General features: G+C 63.8%; 16 protein-coding genes and 3 rRNA genes. 5 read left to right on the forward strand and 14 right to left on the reverse strand.

All coding sequences use genetic code 11. The features are described from left to right. Positions 1-38 precede the first annotated feature (38 nt). The 10 genes from MPARV_RS0100435 to tyrS all read right to left on the reverse strand — a co-directional run bounded on the left by MPARV_RS0100435 (position 39) and on the right by tyrS (position 11,371). Positions 39-911 (reverse strand): NAD(+)/NADH kinase, encoded by an 873-nt coding sequence (locus MPARV_RS0100435; protein WP_020376840.1) that lies wholly within the window; start codon positions 909-911, stop codon positions 39-41. Further along, positions 904-1,710, reverse strand: coding sequence for a TlyA family RNA methyltransferase (locus MPARV_RS0100440; protein WP_274517202.1), 807 nt, complete (start codon positions 1,708-1,710; stop codon positions 904-906). Before MPARV_RS0100440 ends, MPARV_RS0100435 begins: the two co-directional genes overlap by 8 nt. A 53-nt stretch (positions 1,711-1,763) precedes the next feature. After that, positions 1,764-2,135 carry a hypothetical protein gene (locus MPARV_RS0100445; RefSeq protein ID WP_020376842.1) on the reverse strand — a complete coding sequence of 124 codons (372 nt, stop codon included), beginning with the start codon at positions 2,133-2,135 and terminating at the stop codon, positions 1,764-1,766. Between the two features lies 1 nt (position 2,136). Beyond that, on the reverse strand, positions 2,137-3,192 hold the full coding sequence (locus tag MPARV_RS0100450) for a class I fructose-bisphosphate aldolase (protein ID WP_012226785.1): 1,056 nt from the start codon (positions 3,190-3,192) through the stop codon (positions 2,137-2,139). Positions 3,193-3,250: 58 nt separating this feature from the next. After that, positions 3,251-3,838 carry a tetratricopeptide repeat protein gene (locus tag MPARV_RS21910; RefSeq protein WP_157789397.1) on the reverse strand — a complete coding sequence of 196 codons (588 nt, stop codon included), beginning with the start codon at positions 3,836-3,838 and terminating at the stop codon, positions 3,251-3,253. A gap of 29 nt (positions 3,839-3,867) precedes the next feature. Then, positions 3,868-4,200: a hypothetical protein gene (locus tag MPARV_RS21915; protein ID WP_157789398.1), complete on the reverse strand. Its 333-nt coding sequence runs from the start codon at positions 4,198-4,200 to the stop codon at positions 3,868-3,870. Between the two features lie 273 nt (positions 4,201-4,473). Beyond that, positions 4,474-4,590 (reverse strand): 5S ribosomal RNA (rrf, locus tag MPARV_RS0100465). Positions 4,591-4,651: 61 nt separating this feature from the next. Next, positions 4,652-7,714 (reverse strand): 23S ribosomal RNA (locus MPARV_RS0100470). 238 nt (positions 7,715-7,952) lie between these two features. Further along, a 16S ribosomal RNA gene (locus MPARV_RS0100475) occupies positions 7,953-9,475 on the reverse strand. Together the 16S, 23S and 5S rRNA genes form the textbook arrangement of a ribosomal RNA operon. Positions 9,476-10,006: 531 nt before the next feature. Then, positions 10,007-11,371 (reverse strand): tyrosine--tRNA ligase, encoded by a 1,365-nt coding sequence (tyrS, locus tag MPARV_RS0100480; protein WP_020376846.1) that lies wholly within the window; start codon positions 11,369-11,371, stop codon positions 10,007-10,009. 110 nt (positions 11,372-11,481) lie between these two features. Here tyrS and MPARV_RS0100485 point away from each other — a divergent pair, with 110 nt between their 5' ends. Next, entirely contained in the window at positions 11,482-13,938 is a 2,457-nt protein-coding gene (locus MPARV_RS0100485) for a transglycosylase domain-containing protein (RefSeq protein WP_051011857.1), read from the forward strand. 107 nt (positions 13,939-14,045) lie between these two features. After that, the gene (locus MPARV_RS0100490; protein ID WP_012226794.1) at positions 14,046-14,651 is read left to right on the forward strand and encodes a hypothetical protein; all 606 of its coding nucleotides are present in this window, start codon (positions 14,046-14,048) and stop codon (positions 14,649-14,651) included. 48 nt (positions 14,652-14,699) lie between these two features. Here MPARV_RS0100490 and MPARV_RS0100495 read toward each other — a convergent pair whose 3' ends face one another. Together MPARV_RS0100495 and argH are read right to left on the reverse strand one after the other, a co-directional pair. Beyond that, a complete protein-coding gene (locus tag MPARV_RS0100495; protein WP_157789399.1) occupies positions 14,700-15,275 on the reverse strand; it encodes a DNA-3-methyladenine glycosylase in 576 nt (191 codons plus the stop codon). 100 nt (positions 15,276-15,375) lie between these two features. Continuing rightward, complete coding sequence (argH, locus tag MPARV_RS0100500) at positions 15,376-16,866, reverse strand: argininosuccinate lyase (protein ID WP_238538791.1); 1,491 nt, start codon at positions 16,864-16,866, stop codon at positions 15,376-15,378. 208 nt (positions 16,867-17,074) lie between these two features. On the opposite strand from argH, the gene MPARV_RS0100505 reads away from it, so the two are divergent. The 3 genes from MPARV_RS0100505 to mgtE all read left to right on the forward strand — a co-directional run bounded on the left by MPARV_RS0100505 (position 17,075) and on the right by mgtE (position 20,793). Further along, a complete protein-coding gene (locus MPARV_RS0100505) occupies positions 17,075-18,046 on the forward strand; it encodes a ribonuclease Z (RefSeq protein ID WP_020376850.1) in 972 nt (323 codons plus the stop codon). 11 nt (positions 18,047-18,057) lie between these two features. Next, the gene (gene glsA, locus MPARV_RS0100510) at positions 18,058-19,323 is read left to right on the forward strand and encodes a glutaminase A (RefSeq protein ID WP_100221239.1); all 1,266 of its coding nucleotides are present in this window, start codon (positions 18,058-18,060) and stop codon (positions 19,321-19,323) included. 108 nt (positions 19,324-19,431) lie between these two features. Continuing rightward, complete coding sequence (mgtE, locus tag MPARV_RS0100515; RefSeq protein WP_012226800.1) at positions 19,432-20,793, forward strand: magnesium transporter; 1,362 nt, start codon at positions 19,432-19,434, stop codon at positions 20,791-20,793. Positions 20,794-20,826: 33 nt separating this feature from the next. On the opposite strand, the gene bfr is transcribed toward mgtE, so the two are convergent. Further along, positions 20,827-21,297, reverse strand: coding sequence for a bacterioferritin (gene bfr / locus MPARV_RS0100520; protein WP_020376852.1), 471 nt, complete (start codon positions 21,295-21,297; stop codon positions 20,827-20,829). Next, on the reverse strand, positions 21,294-21,521 hold the full coding sequence (locus MPARV_RS25910; RefSeq protein ID WP_031276882.1) for a (2Fe-2S)-binding protein: 228 nt from the start codon (positions 21,519-21,521) through the stop codon (positions 21,294-21,296). Before MPARV_RS25910 ends, bfr begins: the two co-directional genes overlap by 4 nt. Positions 21,522-21,582 lie beyond the last annotated feature (61 nt).

The raw sequence follows: 21,582 nt of genomic DNA on the forward strand, positions 1-21,582 counted from the left end.
CGCCCCCGCCCGTGTCCAGGGCCGCCCAAGGCGTGTGGTCAGCGGTCTGCCAACGAGAACTTGCGTTTCAGCACGTGGTGAAACCGCAGTTCCTCGAAACGAATGAACCGGGCGGGCTTCGATGCCGTCGAGCAGACAATCCGGTTTCCGGGGGTCACGTCGAATCCACCCTGTCCGTCGATGGACACCTTGGCCGGCCGGTGTCCCACCACCTCCAGCTCGATGGTGGAGGTGGCCTCCAACACCAACGCACGGTCGAAGAGCAGGTGCGGGGCAACCGGCACCATCAGCAAGGCCCGATGGGTCGGTGCGACGATGGGGCCCCGCACCGAAAACGCATAGGCCGTGGACCCGGTCGGCGTGGCCACCACCATGCCGTCACTCACGTAGGACGTGAAGAACTCGCCGTCGAAGTACACCCGCAGGCGGACTGTGTGGCCGGTGAAGGCCCGCTCCACCACGACCTCGTTCAGGCCGGTGACCACCTCTCCGCCGACGTTCGCCTGCACTCGCATGCGCTCCTCGGTTCGGCCACGGCCCGCTGCCAACTCCCCAAGCGCCCACCGGGCACGCTCAGGTGCGACGTCGGCGAGATAGCCAAGCTGTCCGGCGTTGAACGCCACGATCGGCACGCCGGCATCGGCCACCAGCCGAACTGCTCGCAGCACCGTGCCGTCACCGCCAATGGCAATGGTCACATCCGCGGTCGACAGCTGCCCTGGTTCAACGCCTTGGGGCGCAGCCCCCCTCGTCGCCAGATCCCTGACGATCGCCGCATCATCCTCCGTCATCATCACGGAGGCGCCGATGGATGCGGCCCATTCAATAACCGTGGACGCCAACTCCAGCGCCAACGGCCGGTCGTGATGTACCACGACCGCCACCCGGTGCAATGCCCGGCGCTCATTCATTCTCATCACCCCCGGCCGACTCAACCAGATCCTTCATCCACCCTGACGGGCTCGCGGTCCGGGCATTCCCAGGGAGGCCAAGGCGAACAAAGAACTCGGTGTTGCCCTTGGCGCCCCTCACCCCCGAGACCGTAGCCCCGAGCGGTGTCAACCCGTGTTCCCCGGCCGCCTCGACGACCGACTCCAGCGCCTCGGTCCAGAGCTTTGGGTTGCGGATGACGCCCCGCCCGCGTGAAGCGTCGCTGCGGGACACCTCAAACTGCGGCTTCACCAACACCAGGAGGTCACCGTCCGGCTTCCTCAGGCCCGCCAACGCGCGCATGATCGCCCCAAGCGAGATGAACGAGACGTCCACGGTGACCAGTCCAAACCTTCCCCCCAGCGAGTCGGCTTGCACCGAACGAATATCGGTCTGTTCCAGCACCGTGACACGTTCGTCATCCCGTAGCGACTGGCTGAGTTGATGGGTACCGACATCGATCGCCACAACGGCATCGGCGCCGCGTTGCAAGAGACAATCGGTGAACCCACCGGTGGACGACCCAACGTCGAGTACCCGCCGTCCGTTCACCGCCAAGGCGAGTGCGACGAGGGCGCCATCCAGTTTGTCGCCGCCACGCCCCACGAAGGCGCGCAGCTCGAGGACTCGCACCGGCTCGCCGTCATCGGTCAACCGCTTCGGGGTGAGCGCAGGGGCCCCGCCAACCAGCACGCGACCGGCCGCCACCAGCGAGGCAGCGGCCACCGCGTCGACCGCCAACCCGCGCCGAACCATCGCAGCATCAAGTCGGCGCCTCAGGGCATCACGCTTCTGGTCTTCTGCCGTCGGGCGCCTTGATCAGGCAAACGAAACTACGCGCTCGGCGCCGAATCACCCGTTGAGGGAGCCTTCTTGGCGGGAGCCTTCTTGGCAGGAGCCTTCTTGGCAGGAGCCTTCTTGGCAGGAGCCTTCTTGGCAGGAGCCTTCTTGGCAGGAGCCTTCTTGGCGGGCACCTCGAGCGGCTCAGCCACCAGGTCGCCCACCATGGGCAACTTCTCCAGGCGGGGCTTCAGCGACTCGGCCAACGGCTGGATGCGCTCCACCGCTTCGTTTGCGGTTTCCAGGACGGAATCGGAAATGCGTTCCGGCGCCTGACGCAATGCCTCCCCCACCTGCTCGAGGTAGTCCTTCAGGGTCTCGGTTGCTTTACGCGCAGCGTCGGTCAGTTTGTTCAAGTCGGTCATGTCAAGCCACCGTGATGGAGTCGTCGAGGTATACGTCTTGGATGGCGTTAAGCAGTTCAACGCCCTCGGCCATGGGGCGTTGGAACGCCTTGCGACCCGAAATGAGCCCGGTACCACCGGCTCGCTTGTTGATCACCGCAGTGCGCACGGCCTCCGCAAGGTCGGTTGCGCCGGAGGACGCTCCGCCCGAGTTGATCAGGCCGATACGGCCCATGTAGCAGTTGGCCACCTGCCAGCGGCACAGGTCGATCGGATGGTCCGTCGTCAGCTCGTCGTAGACAAGGTCGTGGGTCTTTCCGAGGCCCGGGATGGCCTTGAAACCACCATTGTTCTCGGGAAGCTTCTGCTTGATGATGTCTGCACCGATGGTCACACCGATGTGATTGGCCTGCCCCGTCAGATCGGCAGCGGCGTGATAGTCGACGCCGTCCACCTTGAAGTCGTTGTTGCGCAGGTAGCACCACAGCACCGTGAACATGCCCAGCTGGTGTGCCTCTTCGAATGCGTCGGCCACCTCCTGGATCTGCCGGCGAGACTCCTCCGAACCGAAGTAGATCGTGGCTCCCACACCTGCGGCGCCCAGGTCGTAGGCCTGTTGAACCGAGCCGAACATGATCTGATCAAACGTGTTGGGGTAGGTCAGCAGCTCATTGTGGTTCAGCTTTGCGATGAAAGGAATCCGGTGCGCATGGCTGCGGCTGGCCATGCCCAAAACGCCAAACGTGGTCGCCACGGCGTTACAGCCGCCTTCGATCGCCAAGTCCACAATCTTCAACGGATCGAAGTAATCGATGTTGGGGGCGAAGCTCGCTGCGCCTGAGTGCTCGATGCCCTGATCAACCGGCAGGATCGACACGTAGCCCGACCCACCGAGGCGTCCGTGGTTGTAGAGACCTGCCAGGCTCCGCAACACCTGCGGGGACCGATCTGAGTTCATCATGGACCGCTCGATGAAGTCGGGTCCTGGCAGCGTCAGACGCTCCTTGGGGATGGCAGTGGCCTCGTAATCCAGCAGTGCCTGTGCGTCATCGCCCAACAGGTTTGAAATAGCAACCAAGGTCAGCTCCTTGTCCGGGGACCACCCAGCGTAGAAGACCCACGCTCAACACACACGTTCACTCCAAGGAGTCCAGTCGCACAACGACGTCGGCAAAGTCCGGCGCCACCTGATTCAGCCATACGAACAGCTGTCGGGCCCTTGGCACCGAGCCGGCTCGCTCATAGAGATCGGCCAGGGCATAGCCGCGCCGAAGATGGTGGTCCTTAGGCTGACGGGGGGTCTTCCACCCCTTCTCCAACAGACGGATTGCATCAGCAAGCCGATCTTGATCTGCCAGCGAACCGGCCGACACGATGCGACCTTCGTGCACCAGTTCTGCAGATGGCGAGTCCTCCCGCAGCTCACTCCAGAGTTCTTCCACGCGGGCGTGTCGACCCAACGCACGGTAGGAATCGGCCAGCACCGGATGCTGCTCCGTACTCGACGTGAGCGCAAAGAACGCCTCGAGTTCCCGCACCGCATCGCGCCATCGACCAAGCCTGTAATAGGTGAGACCCAGAAGCTCGCGCACTTCGGCGACGTCTGGGGTCTCTTTGGCGATCGGCCCAAGGATCGAGCGGGCCTCATCGAACCGGTCTGCCTCAAAGGACACCGCTGCGTCGCCCACCCGCCGCGCCAGACGATCCGCACGCCTTGGGCTCACCGCCTGACCGAAGGCCTCGGGCGACACGCTCAGACGGGCTGCTCTCGCAGCCTCGCCCCGCGAGGAACGCTTTGGTCGTTCGGCGCGAGCGGCGCCCCCACCGTCGACACGACCGCCGTCGCGCCATTCATCGCGCTCGGGACGGTCGACGATTGCGCTATCGGGCACCACGCGCGGCTCCCGGGGTGCCCGCTGCCCTCCGCCACCGCCTTCTCGGGATCCTCCACCAAACCCACCTGAGCGGGCGGAACCGCCTCGACCGCCGGGCCCGCTCTTCCGCCCACCGGAACCACCTCGGCCACCAGGTCCACCGGTTCGTCCTCCAGCACCGCTTCGACTGCCAGATCCGCTGTTCCGTCCACCGGCGCCACGAGTCCCGCCAGAATCGCGACCTCTGCCTCCAGCGTTGCCCTGCCCGCGCGACGACGAACCGCGCCGGCCGCCGCCTTCCGAACCGCCCCTGGAATCTGCCATCTCGCTCCTCACCGGTCGACTCGCCGGGTCGCTCACTTCCGACTCGGCACGTACACCACGGAAACCCACGGTGCCACAACTCGCTCTAGCACACACATTGCCCGGAACTTCAGCCCGGACGCGAATCGAGGGGAGCCCTGGGGCTCCCCTCGTTCGTTCGAAACCGGCGGCGACCTACTCTCCCAGGGACTCTCGTCCCAAGTACCATCGGCGCTGGAGGGCTTAACTTCCGTGTTCGGGATGGGAACGGGTGGGACCCCTCCGCTATGGCCACCGAGACCTAGGCCTCGTGTGGGCGGTCGCCCTTAAGAATTTCATTGCGAGCACGAACTTTTGTGTGAACTCAAGCCCTCGGCCGATTAGTACCGGTCAGCTGAACGTGTTGCCACGCTTACACTTCCGGCCTATCAACGTGGTGGTCTACCACGGGCCTTACCAGGTTAACCCTGTGGGTGAATTCATCTTGGAAGAGGCTTCCCGCTTAGATGCTTTCAGCGGTTATCCTTTCCGCAGGTCGCTAACCAGCCATGCCCTTGGCAGGACAACTGGCACACGAGAGCTGCGTCCGTCCCGGTCCTCTCGTACTAGGGACAGCTTTCCTCAATTCACCTCCGGCTGCAGAGGATAGGGACCGAACTGTCTCACGACGTTCTGAACCCAGCTCGCGTACCGCTTTAATGGGCGAACAGCCCAACCCTTGGGACCTGCTTCAGCCCCAGGATGCGATGAGCCGACATCGAGGTGCCAAACCTTGCCGTCGCTATGGACGCTTGGGCAAGATTAGCCTGTTATCCCCGGGGTACCTTTTATCCGTTGAGCGACGGCGCTTCCACACGCAACCGCCGGATCACTATGCCCAGCTTTCGCTCCTGCTCGACTTGTAGGTCTCGCAGTCAAGCTCCCTTTTGCCATTGCACTCAACGCCTGATTGCCAACCAGGCTGAGGGAACCTTTGGGCGCCTCCGTTACTCTTTAGGAGGCAACCGCCCCAGTTAAACTACCCGCCTGACGCTGTCCCCAACCCGGATAACGGGTCTAGGTTAGAGCCTCACCATATGCAGGGTGGTATTTCAACGATGACTCCACACAGACTAGCGTCCATGCTTCCAAGTCTCCCACCTATCCTACACAACATATGACAAAACACAACATCAAGTTATAGTAAAGGTCCACGGGGTCTTTCCGTCCTTCTGCAGCTAACGAGCATCTTTACTCGTACTTCAATTTCGCTGGGTCTATGGTTGAGACAGTAGGGAAGTCGTTACTCCATTCGTGCAGGTCGGAACTTACCCGACAAGGAATTTCGCTACCTTAGGACCGTTATAGTTACGGCCGCCGTTTACTGGGGCTTAGGTTCAGAGCTTCGTCCCGAAGGACTAACCCATCCCCGTAACCTTCCAGCACCGGGCAGGAGTCACAGCGTATACAGCGCCTTACGGCTTAGCACGCTGCTGTGTTTTTGGTAAACAGTCGCTTCCCTCAATTTTGTGCCACCCCTTCACGCTCAGAGAGCAAGTCTCATCACGCTACTGGGGTCCTCCTTCTCCCGAAGTTACGGAGGCAATTTGCCGAGTTCCTTAACCATAGTTATCCCACTCGCCTTGGTATGCTCTACCTGTCCACCTGTGTTGGTTTGGGGTACGGGCACCATGTCAACTCGCTGCTGGGCTTTTCTAGGCAGCATAGGATCAATGACTTCGCCTGAAGCGGCTCGGTATCACGTCTCAGAGTTTATGAGGCCCGGATTTACCTGGTCCTCCTCCTACACGCTTACCCCGGTTCTACCATTCACCGGGTTCATCTACCTTCCTGCGTCCCCCTACAGCTTCCCGCAACAATGTGGGTCGGTTCGCGTTGACCGAAGTCAACACAGCCCCTTAGCAACAGAGTATTGGGACGGACGCGAACATGGTGGTACTGGAATATCAACCAGTTGTGCATCGACTACGCCTCTCGGCCTCGCCTTAGCTCCCGACTCACCCTGGGAGGATTGGCCTCGCCCAGGAACCCTTGGACATACGGCGGAGGGGGTTCTCACCCCTCATTCGCTACTCATGCCAACATTCGCACTCGAACGCGCTCCACGGCTGGGTTGTCCCGCCGCTTCGCTGCACGCTCGACGCTCCGCTACCACACGACTCAAAGAGTCGCATCCGCGGCTTCGGTACTGAACTTGAGCCCCGTTACATTGTCCGCGCAAGATCACTCGACCAGTGAGCTGTTACGCACTCTTTCAAGGATGGCTGCTTCCAAGCCAACCTCCTGGCTGTCTTCGCAATCTCACATCGTTTACCACTTAGTTCAGATTTTGGGACCTTAGCCGGCGGTCTGGGCTGTTTCCCTCTCGACCTCGAAGCTCATCCCCCGAGGTCTCACTGCCGTGCTCTGGAACGATGGTATTCGGAGTTTGATTGGGGTCGGTAGTCTTGTAGGACCCCTAGCCCATTCAGTGCTCTACCCCCATCGTTGAACGCACGACGCTGCACCTAAATGCATTTCGCGGAGAACCAGCTATCACCGAGTTTGATTGGCCTTTCACCCCTATCCACAGGTCATCCGCTCCATTTTCAACTGAAGTCGGTTCGCGCCTCCACAGAGTCTTACCTCCGCTTCACACTGCCCATGGATAGCTCACTCGGCTTCGGGTCTACGGCATGCGACTGAACGCCCTGTTCAGACTCGCTTTCGCTCCGGCTTCCCCTCATCGGGTTAACCTTGCCACACACCGTAACTCGTTGGCTCATTCTTCAAAAGGCACGCCATCGCAGAACAAGTCTGCTTTGACTGTTTGTAGACCAACGGTTTCAGGTACTATTTCACTCCCCTCCCGGGGTACTTTTCACCTTTCCCTCACGGTACTAGTTCACTATCGGTCGTCTGCATGTACTTAGCCTTACGAGGTGGTCCTCGCTGATTCACGCCGGCTTTCCCGGATCCGGCGTTACTCGGGAGACACAACAGGAGACTGATAACTTTCGTGTACGGGGCTCTTACCCTCTACGGCGCGCCGTTCACAGGACGCTTCCACTAGTCATCAGTTTTGTAACTCCTTGAGGGTCCGATGTTCCCTCGGTTGGTTCCCACAACCCCACACTGGCAACGCCATCGGGCTTTAACACCAGTACGGTTTAGGCTGATCCCATTTCGCTCGCCGCTACTCAGGGAGTCGCTTTTGCTTTACGTTCCTCGCGTTACTGAGATGTTTCAGTTCACGCAGTTCCCTCTACCGACCCTATGCGTTCAGGTCGGAGTAACACCCCATTACGGGTGCTGGGTTTCCCCATTCGGACATCCACGGATCGACAGTTGGTCGGCACTTCCCCGTGGCTTATCGCAGCCTCCCACGTCCTTCATCGGCAGCAGACGCCAAGGCATTCACCGTTGGCCCTTCATAACTTGAATATTTCTCACAAAGATGCTCGTGCTCGCAATGAAATTCTCAAGGAACGACCGGTAGCGCACCCGCGGGGGTGCGCTACACGAGGGGAAGACCGGACCAAAATGGTCCGGGCGCTCCCTCACAACGGAATAGAGAACGGTGGCCAACCCCAGTGGGGTCGGCACCAACGAGTGCCTCAACTAGATGTTCCTCTCTCACCCCGATCATTCGATCGAGTGTGCGAGGAAAGGAACTCCTTAGAAAGGAGGTGATCCAGCCGCACCTTCCGGTACGGCTACCTTGTTACGACTTCACCCCAATCGCCAATCCCACCTTCGGCAGCTCCCTCCCTAAAGGGTTGGGCCACTGACTTCGGGTGTTATCGACTTTCGGCGTGTGACGGGCGGTGTGTACAAGGCCCGGGAACGTATTCACCCCGGCGTTGCTGATCCGGGATTACTAGCGACTCCAGCTTCATGAAGTCGAGTTGCAGACTTCAATCCGAACTGAGACCGGCTTTTTGGGATTCGCTTGACCTCGCGGTTTAGCTGCCCTTTGTACCGGCCATTGTAGCATGTTTGCAGCCCTGGACATAAGGGGCATGATGACTTGACGTCGTCCCCACCTTCCTCCGAGTTGACCCCGGCAGTCTCCTACGAGTCCCCGGCTTTACCCGCTGGCAACATAGGACAAGGGTTGCGCTCGTTGCGGGACTTAACCCAACATCTCACGACACGAGCTGACGACAGCCATGCACCACCTATCGTGGACCCCGAAGGACACCGCATCTCTGCGGCTTTTCCCACGTAGTTCAACCCAGGTAAGGTTCTTCGCGTTGCCTCGAATTAAGCAACATGCTCCGCCGCTTGTGCGGGCCCCCGTCAATTCCTTTGAGTTTTAGCCTTGCGGCCGTACTCCCCAGGCGGGGCACTTAATGCGTTAGCTACGGCGCGGAGAGAGTTGAGTTCTCCCCACACCTAGTGCCCAACGTTTACGGCATGGACTACCAGGGTATCTAATCCTGTTTGCTACCCATGCTTTCGCTCCTCAGTGTCAGTACCGGCCCAGAGTGCTGCCTTCGCTGTCGGTGTTCTTCCTGATATCTGCGCATTTCACCGCTACACCAGGAGTTCCGCACTCCCCTACCGGACTCTAGTCAGAGCAGTATCAAATGCAGGCTCAGGGTTGGGCCCTGAGATTTCACATCTGACTTACTCAACCACCTACGAGCCCTTTACGCCCAGTAATTCCGGACAACGCTTGCTCCCTACGTATCACCGCGGCTGCTGGCACGTAGTTGGCCGGAGCTTCTTCTGCAGGTACCGTCATTTTCGTCCCTACTGAAAGCGGTTTACGACCCTAGGGCCTTCGTCCCGCACGCGGCATTGCTGCGTCAGGCTTTCGCCCATTGCGCAAGATTCCCTACTGCTGCCTCCCGTAGGAGTCTGGGCCGTGTCTCAGTCCCAGTGTGGCTGATCGTCCTCTCAGACCAGCTACCCGTCGATGCCTTGGTGAGCCATTACCTCACCAACTAGCTGATAGGCCGCGAGACCCTCCTAGAGCGATAAATCTTTCTTCAACTCACCATGCGGTGAAGAGAAGGTATGCGGTATTAGCTCGAATTTCTTCGAGTTATTCCCCACTCCAGGGCAGGTTTCTCACGTGTTACTCACCCGTTCGCCACTCGGCTTCACCAGTGCAAGCACCGGATGGCCGCGTTCGACTTGCATGTATTAGGCATGCCGCCAGCGTTCGTCCTGAGCCAGGATCAAACTCTCCGTCGAAGATTGACAACCGCCCCCACAATGAAGTGAGAGCGGGTGACGATCATGAAGAGCCGGCATTGGGAGTAGTCCCTTTGCCAACTGGAACAGTACGTCGCGATCCCGTGAGACGGGATCGGTCCATATTGCTGGTATTGCTAAATTGATTGGTCCAACCAGGTCGACAAGTCGACGTGGTTGGCCCGCACTCGCTGCGTCCTCTATTCCGTTGTCAAGGAGCGCCACAACCATTTGCTGGTTGCTGGCTGGATGCGTATCCCTGTGGCCGTGGAAGGCGCACGTTGGGACCGTTGATCCGTGTTTCCCGCTCTGGACTGTGCCCCGAGCGAGCTTGTTACTTTAGAGACCCTTGCTTGGCCTGTCAAGTCGATTTCCAGAAGTTTTGGTGTGACCACCGTGACTCTGGTTTGCGACCCTCGTGACCGGGACTCCCTGCCGAAGCAGCGAGGGGTAACCTATGCAGCCCGCCGAGGGGTCCGCCAATCGTGACGGCGAGCCGTGCGTCACACGTCGGGATTCGGAGGCCCGGCTTCACCCGACCACGGAATCGGCGTGCACCAACAAGTGGTGCTTTCGCTTGCCATGGCTCAACATCGCGGCGTAACCGGCCAGGAGGTCGTCGGCACCGATCGAACGATCGAGGTCAACCGGAGAGCCGTTCACACGGAATCCATGGGCGTTCTTGCGCACCTCGCCCTTGGATCGCGCCAGTCCCGAACGTACGAAGAGCTCGGCAGGGTCAAGGCCGTCCTGAAGTTCTTCGTCGCCGACACCGGTGAAGCCGACCTCGTTGGCCAGCATCTCGAGGCTGGGACGATCGAGACCTGCCGGCCGGCCCCCAAAGATCACTTCGCTGGCATTAGCAGCAGACCTGGCCGCGTCGTCGCCATGCACGATGGCGGTGAGATGGTGAGCCAGAGCCCGTTGCCCCTGTCGTCGGTGCGGTTCCTTCCGGTGGACGGTGATGATGGCCGAGATGTCCAGAACGGAGAGAAACGTGAGACGCAGCAACATCGATTCGACGTCGTCGTCGGGAATCTGCATCCAGTATTGATAGAACGCGTACGGACTCGTCTCGTCAGCAGCCAACCAGATGGCGCCGCCGGTTGACTTGCCGAATTTCTTGCCGTCCGCTCGGACGATCAGTGGACTCGTGAGGCCATGCAGTGCAGCGCCATCCATTCTGCGGGCCAGATCAATCCCGGCGGTGATATTGCCCCACTGATCCGAGCCCGCCACCTGCAGTTCGCAGTTGTGGCTCCGGTGGAGCTGAACAAAGTCGTGCGCCTGGAGCAACTGGTAGGAGAACTCGGTGAACGACATCCCGGCGTCCCGGTCGATGCGCGACCGCACCGAGTCCCTCGCCAACATGGCGCCGATATTGACGTGCTTGCCCACGTCGCGGAGGAAGTCGAGCAGGGTGAGCGGCCCGGTCCAGTCGTGGTTGTCCACCAACGCCCCCTCGGAGACCACGTCGACAAAGCGACCCACCTGATCCCGGATGGCCGCCACGTTGGCCGCGAGCGTCGCCTCATCGAGCAGCGGTCGCTCGTTGTCGCGTCCGGACGGGTCTCCGATGCGTCCGGTCGCACCACCCACCAACACCAGCGGCCGATGACCGGCACGGGCAAAACGGGCCAACAGCATCAGCTGCTGCAGGTTGCCGGCGTGCAGGGACGACGCCGTGGGGTCAAAGCCGCAATACAAGGTGATCGGCCCCTCGGCCAGGCGATGAGCCAGAGCATCCAGGTCCGTGCTGTCGCTGATCAGGCCGCGGGCGGCGAGGTCGTCCAGCAGCGAGGCCTCCTCGCCCCCCCGGGCGGTTTCCGGGCTCCAACCGACAGCATCGCCAGGGCCATCCTCGTCTGGGGTGATGTCAGGGGCGTCAGTGGCCATGACCTGGGAGCGTAGCGATCTCCGGACACGAACTCCTGCGATTTGGGGTACCCGGCCGACTCTCAGCAGGGTGCACGGTGTGAGAGGTGCGGGCCCGGCAGAATAGGAGGGTGACGCCCCGCCCCCTGTTGATCATCACCGCCCTCGTCGTGGTGGCAGGCGCCCTCGCCTCATGCACCACCGAGAAGCGCGCCCTGCCCATTCCGCTTCCCGACACCGCCGAGACGTCATCGATCTACGACACCAACGGCACCCAGATCACCAAGCTGCAGGCGGAACAGAACCGCATCAGCGTGCCGCTCAAGCAGGTGCCGGCCAGCATGCAGAACGCCATCGTCTCCATCGAGGACCGCAGGTTCTGGGAACACAACGGCGTCGACCCCCGCGCGATCGCCCGTGCGGTGAAGGAGAACAACGAGTCCGGGCAGGTCAGCCAGGGCGGGTCGACCATCACCCAGCAGTACGTGAAGAACGCACTGTTGGGTGACGACGAAACCCTCAGTCGCAAACTGGAGGAGGCTGCGCTTTCGATGGAGATCGAGCGCACCTATTCCAAAGAACGCATCCTGGAGCTCTACCTCAACACCGTCTATTTCGGTAACGGGGCCAGCGGTATCGAGGCTGCCGCCAACACCTACTTCGGCGTGTCATCGAACGAACTCAACCTGACCCAGGCGGCGATGCTGGCCGGGATCGTGCAGTCGCCTTCGCTTCACGATCCCTACAAGCACGCCAAGAACGCAAAGCAGCGACGCGACACGGTGCTGCGGGCAATGCTGGACGAGGGCTACATCAGCCCGACCACCGCGAAGCAGGCCGAGGCAGCCGCACTGGGCGTGATCCCCAAGGGACAGCGTCCCGGGGAGGCGGCCTACCCGGCCGGGCACTTCGTGTCCGAGGTTCGCGAGTGGTTCCTCGACAATCCAGAGTTCGGTACCACCAGGGCCGAACGCGCGGAGTTGCTCTACGGCGGTGGCCTGCGCATTTACACGACGATCGACCTCAACACTCAGGCTCAGGCCGAGGCCGCCGTGGCCGGGCACCTCCCAAATCCAGGGTTCGAAGGAGATCCCAACGACAGCAGCCACGACCCCGATGCAGCGTTGGTCACCGTCGAACCTCGCACGGGTTTCGTTCGAGCCATGGTGGGAGGAAAGGACTATTTCGGTCCCACCGAGTACGCAAAGGTGAACCTGGCGGTGGGCGGAGGGCGGCCGACAGGATCGAGCTTCAAGGGCATTACCCTGGCGACGGCGCTTCAGCAGGGCATCACGGCTGACGACCGGTTTCCTTCCCCGGGGCAGGCGTGCTTCTCGGGATGGTGCCCATCGGGTGGCGCCGGCCTGGGCGGCTCAGCCCGCCTTGAAGACTGCGCAGCATTCTCGTCCAACACCTGTTTCGCCTATCTGGCTTCGAAGGTGCTGGGCCCCCAGAAGATTCGCACCATGGCCTACGACCTGGGCATCAGCCAAGACAAGCTGAAGGAGCGCGACGGCAGCGTCAACGCCACCATCACCCTGGGCACCTACAACACCACGGTGCTCGAGATGGCCTCGGCGTATTCCACCTTTGCCAACAGGGGCATACGCGTCGACCCCGTGCTGGTCACGCGCATCACCAAGGCCGACGGCTCGGTGGTGTTCCAGAACCAACACCGCCAACGCAAGGTGCTCGAACCCGAACTCGCATTTGAGGTGAGCCGCATCCTCACCGGGGTGATCACCAAGGGCACCGGTAAGAACAACGCCAATATCGGTCGCCCGGAGGCCGGCAAGACCGGCACGGTCGAGCTCAAGAACGGCGCCAACAGCGACGCCTGGTTTGTGGGTTACACCCCCGACCTGGCCACCGCGGTGTGGGTCGGCTACTCACAGTCGACCAAGGCTCCCGACGGCCGGCCGTTGCGACCGAAGGACCTCGGTTCGGTGCAGGGCGGCAAGGTCCCCGCCCAGATCTGGGCCAGCTTCATGACCCAGGCGCTGGTGTTCACGCCACCGACGCCGTTCACCAAGCCGATCCCCCAGCAACCGGCTCCAACCATCCCCGAAGTCCGCCGGTTCGAACCGGTGGAGCCACCCGACATCGTGCAGATGCCCGACATCGTTGGTCGTGGACGTGATGATGCGCTGGCTCGCCTTGAGGAGCTCGGGCTGAAGGTGACCTCCCGGGAGCTGGAGGAGGATCCCCGGAACGAACCCGGGGAGGTGGTCAATCAAAGCCCTCGCCCGGGGCGCGCGTTGACGAAGGGTGCCGACGTCTCCATTGAGACCGCCCCGGGCGCACAGACCGTGCCGTCATTGCTGGGGCTGAGCGATACCGAGGCGAAGGCCAAGCTGAAGCGGGCCGGCCTGGAGGTCAAACAGGTGCCGGCGGCGGCCCCCACGGGCACGGTTGGACCCAATGGAGCACCCGTGGGACCGGGAACCGTGTGGAGTCAGACCCCCGGTCCCGGCGACGCGCCACCCAAAAACAAACGGGTGGAGATTCGTGTGGTGCCTCAGCCCGGCAAGGCGAGCCCGACATCGGCGCCGAAGGCGCCCGCCACCACGGCGCCGACCGGGGGCTGAGGGGACCTCTGCCGCATCCGGGTCGCGCCCCTGAGCCGCCGAGTACGTGTCCCCTGCCACGAGGGGACGAAGTGCCGACCATGCCGTTGCGGTGACAGGCTGGGAAGGTGAACCAGCCCTCAGCCAGCGACCCTCGTCCACCGAAGGATTCTGCCTCCCCCGTCGCTGCCGATGACTCACCCCATGAACCGCTCACCGCTGATGAGCTGAAACGGCGCCGAATCGGCATGGTGTTGGGCGGCGTGGCCATCCTCGCCGTCGTCATCATGTGGGTGGCCGCCTTCGCCGGTGTCGGTTCCACCCAGTCAATCGATCGTCTCAACGACAAGCGTTGGACCTCAGCGGCCCGAGACGTGTGCACCGAACAACGGGCCGCCTACGACAAGTTGCCCCAGGCCTCCGACGCCAAGACCCCGCAGGACCGGGCCGACACCGTCAACAGCACGATCACCATCTTCACCACCATGACCGACGAGTTGGCTGCGATCCCGCCGCCATCGACGGGCGCCGACGCCGACCTGGTCACCGAATGGCTGGGTGACTGGGACAGGCACTTGGACGACCGGCAACGTTTCGCCACACAGTTGGAACAAGGCCGCAAAGACGCCGTGTTCACCGAGTCGCTGCGCGACGACAAGCAGGTCAGCCGTTACATCGATCGATTCGCAAGGGTAAACAACATCAACCTGTGCGCCACCCCCGACGACGTCTGAGCGGCCTACGTCACCAATCGCACCGGCGTGGAGCAAGCTCGCTTGCGTTCAAGCTGCGGTGAAGCGCCAGGGCAGGTCGACGGCCTTGCTGATGCCGATCCTCGGCGTGACATTCGCCGCCGGTGCGCCCCCACGCGGTTGCGATCCAGGCTCAGGTGGAACCAATCGCAGCGGTGACGCCGGGTCAAACAGGTCGAGGCCGTCGTGCTCCCCGGTGATGGCGAGCGCAGCGCAGAGCTTGCCCGGTCCGTTTGCCCAGTCGGTGTCACACCGGGCCTTGGGGCGACGCTGTCCCATCAGCCGCCGGACCGTCGGGTTTCCAGTTGACAGCTCGGCGGCCCGCAGCAGCACCGCCGCCGCGGACCCCTCCGGCTCAACCACCACGTTGGCGCACCAATGGATGCCATAGGACCGGTAGACGTACAGGCACCCGGCGGGGCCGAACATGGAACGGTTACGCGAGGTCGGACCGCGAAACGCATGGGAGGCAGGGTCGTTGGGGCCACCGTGGATCTCGGCCGAGCCGTAGGCCTCCGTCTCCATGATCCGGGCATCCAGCGAAGCGTCGCCATCTTCGAGTCCCACGTCGCTGATCAGCCGCCAGCCGAGCAACGCACGTGCCACCTCGACCACCAGCGGACCGGCCTCCCCAGGCGGGGGTGCCCACGAACCCGGGCTCCCGGCCGTCACCAAAGCCGCCGGGGCGCAGCGGTGCGAACCCAGCTCACGGAAGCGACCAGCCCACCCAGCGCTGCGCGGAAGCGGCCACTGCATCGGTCAACGCCTTCAACTGAGCGCTGACCGGTGCGTGACCGGCACCTCCCGGGGTGGTGCGGTTGGCGACCGATGCGCCCGGCTCGAACAGTTTGACGGCGCGCGGCCCCAGCCTGGGTTCCTCCGCCACCAGATCAACGAGGGCGACCCCCTCGTCCAGGGATCGTCGCACCAGTGCGCCCACCACCGCATGGGCCTCCCGAAATGCCATGCCCGAGACCACCAACAGTTCGGCCAGGTCGGTGGCCACCGCACCAGGGGCATTGGCCGCGCGAGCCATCGCCTCGGTGTTGAACCGCAGCGTCGCGTACAGGCCCGACATGGCCAACAGCGCCCGGCCCAGCTGGTCGACACCATCGAAGAGCGGCTCCTTGTCCTCCTGGAGGTCCCGGTTGTAGGCCATCGGCAGGCTCTTCAGGGTGGCGAGCAGCCCGGTGTGGTTGCCGATGAGACGCCCCGCCTTGCCCCGAGCCAGCTCGGCGATATCGGGATTCTTCTTCTGAGGGAGCATCGACGACCCGGTGGCGTAGGCATCATCGAGCACGGCAAAGCCGAACTCGTCGGAGGTCCACAACACCACCTCCTCACCCATGCGCGACAGGTGTACGCCCGCCATCGCCACGATGAACGTGGCCTCGGCCACCCAATCCCGGTCCGAAGTGGCGTCAAGAGAGTTGTCGAAGGGTCTGGCGAGGCCCAGATCGGACGCGGTGCCCGCAGGATCGAGGGGCAGCGACGACCCGGCCAGGGCACCGGCCCCCAGGGGACTCCAATCGGTACGCGCCATCCAGTCGCTGATGCGGTCGGTGTCTCGTAGCAGCGCCCAGGCGTGGGCGGCCAGGTGGTGGGCCAGCAGCACGGGTTGAGCCCGCTGCAGGTGGGTGTAGCCGGGGATCGACGGCGCATCGACACCGGTTCCCGCAGCGACAGCGCGATCGGTCAGGACCTGGGCCAGGCCCACCAGGCCAGCAGCCAGCTCAGCCATCGCCCGGCGGCTCCACAGCCGAAACGCAGTGGCCACCTGGTCGTTGCGGCTACGGCCGGTGTGCAACTTTGCCCCGGCCGTGCCGGCCAACTCGGTGACGCGACGCTCGATCAGCGTGTGGATGTCCTCGTCGTCGGCGTGGGCCACCAGTTCGCCCGCCAACTCCTCCTCGAGCACGGCGTCGAGGGCATCGAGCACCGCCCGCTCCTCGTCGGCGTCGAGCAACCCACCCCGGGCCAACCCGCGGACATGTGCCTTTGATGCGGTGACGTCATCGGCGAGCAATCGTCGATCGAAGCTGATCGACTCGGTGTAGGCCATCAGCGACTCGGCCGGGCCGGAACCAAACCGTCCGTGCCACAGCGCACCCCCGCCGGCGATGCCACCCTCCGCGGTCGGACGTTCCACCGCTGCGATATCGCCCGTGGCGCCGGTGGGATGCTCTGGGTCGGTCACTGCGGTTGCCTCGTCGCCGGAATCATGATCGACACGATATCCATCCCCTCGAACGACCGGCTCACGGAGGCCCCGGTTCACGGCGGGACCTCCGTCGCCACCGCTGGTGTGGGTCCCGTAGGTTGATGGCGTGTCTCATCAAGCCCGACCTCAAGGCAACAGAGCCGTCGCCGGCAGACTCAACGCCCCGACGCCGGGCGGCTGAGCGATGCGCTTATTGCCCCTCGGCACGGGAGCCGGCCGACCAACCCGGGACCGATACACCTCGGCCAGCCTGCTGGAGATTCCGCACCCGAACCGACCACGGGTGAGGGTGCTGGTCGACTGCGGCGAAGCAGCCCAGCATCGCCTGTTTGCCGCCAGGATCCCGCCCAACTCGATCGACGCGGTGTGTTGTACCCACCTGCACGGCGATCACGTCCTCGGCCTGCCCGGCCTGCTCGGCACGATGGGCATGGACGACCGCCGACGCCCGTTGCGCCTCATCGGCCCCACGGGCCTGTCCGACCTGATCGATGGACTGGCCGCGACCCCGGCGCTGACGATCACCATTCCCCTCGAACTCGAGGAGCACGACCCTGCGGTGTTGTCCGGCCAGGCACTGACGCACCTCACACCGATCTCCGAGGTCTCCGTGGCGATCGCGCCACTCGACCATCGGGTGCCAACAATCGGGTTCCGTTTCGAGGCGCCCGATGCTCCGGGAAGCCTCGACGTTGCGCGTCTCGAACAGCTCGGCGTACCGCATGGCCCACTGCTCGGACGCCTCCAACGCGGCGAACCGGTCAGCGCGCCGGATGGATCCACCATTTGGGCGTCCGACGTCACCGGGCCCGTCAGAGCGGGGTCATCGGTGGCATTCGCCTACGACACCCGTCCATGCGAGGGCGCCCGCGCCCTGGCCGCGGGCGTCGACCTGCTGGTCCACGAGGCAACCTTCGCCCGGACCGACGCATCACTGGCCGACAAACATGGGCATTCGACCGCACTCGACGCTGCCCACCTAGCCGAGGCGGCACACGCCAAACGCCTGCTGCTCACCCACTTTTCGTCGCGCTACGACACCATCGACGGGCTCCTTGACGAGGCCCAAGCCCGGTTTCCGGAAACCAGCGTTGCGCAGGAACTCCTCTGGGTCGACGTGATCCGACCGGGCGGCTCAACCGTTGCCGAGGGGTAGTGTCCGCCACCGTGTTGACCCCAGTGACACCCACCACCGCGTCGGCGCGCCCCCAGCCCGATCTGCCCGACCATGCCGCCGACCACATCAGTGCCGGCCTCGCCGACCTCCTGATCACCGCGTGCAGGCAGCACGGCGGCCGGGTGGCCGACTACATACCGGAGTTGGCCACCGCCGACCCAAACCGGTTCGGCATCGCGATGACCAGCGTGCTGGGTCGCAGCTATCGAGCCGGTGACCATACGGCGTTCAGCATCCAGTCGATCTCAAAGCCGTTCGTGTACGCCATGGTGCTCGATGCGCTCGGGCTTGAGGAGGTGGCGAACAACGTCGGTTTCGAACCAAGCGGCGAGCCGTTCAACGCCATCAGCCTGGAACCCGACACCGGCCGTCCGGACAACCCGATGATCAACGCCGGCGCCATCGTGATCAGCTCGATGGTGCCTGGCGCCGACGTCGAGCACCAGGGTCACAACGTGCAGGCGGTCCTGTCGGCCTTCGCAGGGCGAGACCTGCACCTCGACGATGCCGTACTGGCGTCGGAGACGGCCACCGGCGACCGAAATCGGGCACTTGCCTACCTGGCCCTGGCCGCAGGTCGTCTGGCCACCCCGGTCGACGACGCCATCGAGGTCTATTTCCGGCAATGCTCGCTTGAGGTGACCGTGGAGGATCTGGCGATCATGGGATCCACGCTCGCCCACGGCGGCATCAACCCGGTGACCGGCGACCGGGTGGTCAGCGAACCCGCGGCCCGCCACACCCTGTCGATGATGACCAGCTGCGGCATGTACGACTACTCCGGTGAATGGATGGTGCGGGTGGGGCTGCCCGCCAAGAGCGGAGTGGGTGGCGGCATCGTGGCGATTCTGCCCGGCCAGTTCGGCATCGGCGTACACAGCGCCCCGCTGGACCAGCGCGGCAACAGCGTCCGGGGGGTCGAGGCCCTGACCGAACTGTCGGACCACTTCGGCATGCACCTCCTGCGCCACCCCAGGTCGCCGCTGTCGCCCATCGCTGAGACCAGCGACGTTGACGGGGTCCACACGGTGATCGTGCGCGGGGAACTGGACTTCGTGTCCACGGAACAGTTGGTGCACCACCTCACCGATCACTGTGCCTCCGCAACGCCGGGCACCGTTCGGGTGGACCTCTCGGCCGTCACCCGGGCCCGACCGATCACCGGTCGGCTGCTGAACGCAACCGCCGACGACCTCAGGGTGGTCGGCTGGGAGTTCCAGATGCTGGACTCTGCCTGCCTGCTCAGCCCCGCCTGAGGCCTGCCGCCTACGGGCGGCCGGCCGAATATGTGAGACCGTTCGAATATGTGAGGCCGGCCGAATATGTGATGGTGGAGGGCAACATCAGTCCCAACCCGCCCAGGAATGGCCGCCTCATTGCCGAACGACCCCGCCACTGCCCACGTTCCGATCGCCTCGTTGGTGCGCTCGGAGGACACCCAGGCCCTGAGCGATCACCTGGCCACGATGGGAATGCGCGACCTCGTCGCCGAGCTGGCCCGGCTGGACGACGACGCGATGGGCGTCGCATTCAGGCTGCTCGAACGCGATCGGGCGGCCGAGGTATTCGAGGCCCTCGAGCCCACCTATCAGCAACGTCTGCTGGGCGGGCTGCGGGCCGATCGGGTGGTGCACCTGATCGAGGAACTCGACCCCGACGACCGCGTGCGCCTGCTCGACGAGGTGCCCGCCAAGGTGGCCAACCGACTTTTGGCGGCGCTGAGCCCCGAGGAACTCACGCTCACCACGACGTTGCTCGGGTACCCCGAGGAGTCGGCCGGTCGCCTGATGAGCCCGGAGTTTGTCTCGCTCCGGGCGGCGATGACCGTCGGTGAGGCGCTGGCCAAGATCCGCACCGATGGGGTCGACGCAGAAACGATCTACGCACTGCCCGTGCTCGACGACGAGCGTCACCTGATCGGCGTCACCGGGTTGCGAGCGCTGGTGGTGACCGATCGGGACAACCTGGTCGGCGACCTGATGAACACCGACGTCAAGTTCGTGTCCACCCACGCGGACCAGGAGGTGGCAGCCCGGCTGGTCAGCACCGAGGGGTTGATCGCCCTGCCGGTGGTCGACGCCGAGCAGCGTCTGGTGGGCGTGCTGACCGTCGATGACGCCATGGACGTGCTCGCGGCCGAAGAAAGCGAGGACGCGGCCCTTCAGGGAGCCCGCACCCCGGCAAAGACGCCATATCTGGCAATGTCGGTCGTGAGCATTGCCCGCACTCGCGCCCTCTGGCTGCTGGTGCTGATCGTGGCTGCCGCGTTGACCGTGAACGTCTTGCAGGTCTTCGAGGATTCGCTGGCTCAGGTGGTGGCCCTGGCGCTGTTCATTCCGCTCCTCATCGACACCGGCGGCAACTGCGGGTCCCAGGCCTCCACGTCGATGGTGCGCGCGCTGGCCGTCGCCGACGTGCGCCCCGAGGACGTGCGGCGTGTCGTCTGGCGGGAGGCCCGGGTGGGGTTGATGCTCGGGTTGATGCTCGGCGCGGCGGCCTTCGTCCCGGTGGCGCTGATCTGGGAACCCAACCTGGCCCTCGTCGTCGCTGCCACGCTCGTGTCGATCTGCACCTGGGCGACGATGGCCGGCGCAGCGTTGCCCTTCGTCGCCCGACGGCTTGGCATCGACCCGGCGGTCGTCTCGGCGCCGCTGATCACCACGCTGGTCGACGCGTCGGGGCTGCTGATCTACTTCGGGTTCGCCAACCTGATCCTCAACATCTGAGGGTTGTGGAACCGCTCAAGGCGGCGGCCCGAGTCAGCCGCCGAGTTGCGATTGGAGATATCGCTCGATGCCGATGTCGCCGATTGCGTGCAACTGGGTCTCGATCCAATCGAGATGCTCCTCCTCGCCGACCACGAGGTCATCGAGCAACTCCCGGGTGCCGGGGTCGCCCTCTGCCGACGCAAGCGCCGAGCCGCGTCGGTACATCGCCACCGCAGCCTCCTCAAGCGCCTTGTCCAACTCGAACTGCTCCAGCGGGGTCTCACCCACCCTCACGCTGCCCAGGCGCTGCATGTTGGGCATGCCATCCAGCAGCAGGATGCGGTCCATCAGCTTCTCGGCGTCGCGCATCTCCTCGATCGACTCCTCGCGATACTTGCCGGCCAGGCGGTGCCAACCCCAGCTCTCACACAGCTTGGCGTGGGCGAAGTACTGGTTGATGGCAGTGAGCTCGGCGGTCAGCGCCTCGTTCAGGAACTCGATGATCTGCGGGGAACCCTTCATGCCGCCGACGCTACCCGATTGGGGTCGGTTGCAGACCCGAGTCTGACCGGCGTCGCCGATCTCGCCTGGCGGTCGGCCAGCAGAGCTTCGATCGTCGGTCGACAGCCGCCGCAACGCCCCCCGGCTCCACACTGGGCCACCACGTCATCCACCGTCACCGGGCCGTCGGTGCACAACTCGGTGATCGTTCGATCATTCAACGCCAGACAATGACAAACGACCATTGATTACCAGCTCCCCGTCTCGACAAGAGGCCCCCTCCTGGAGGTCGCCTTACCAAGCCTA

It is taken from the genome of Candidatus Microthrix parvicella Bio17-1, assembly GCF_000299415.1.
Taxonomy (GTDB): domain Bacteria; phylum Actinomycetota; class Acidimicrobiia; order Acidimicrobiales; family Microtrichaceae; genus Microthrix; species Microthrix parvicella.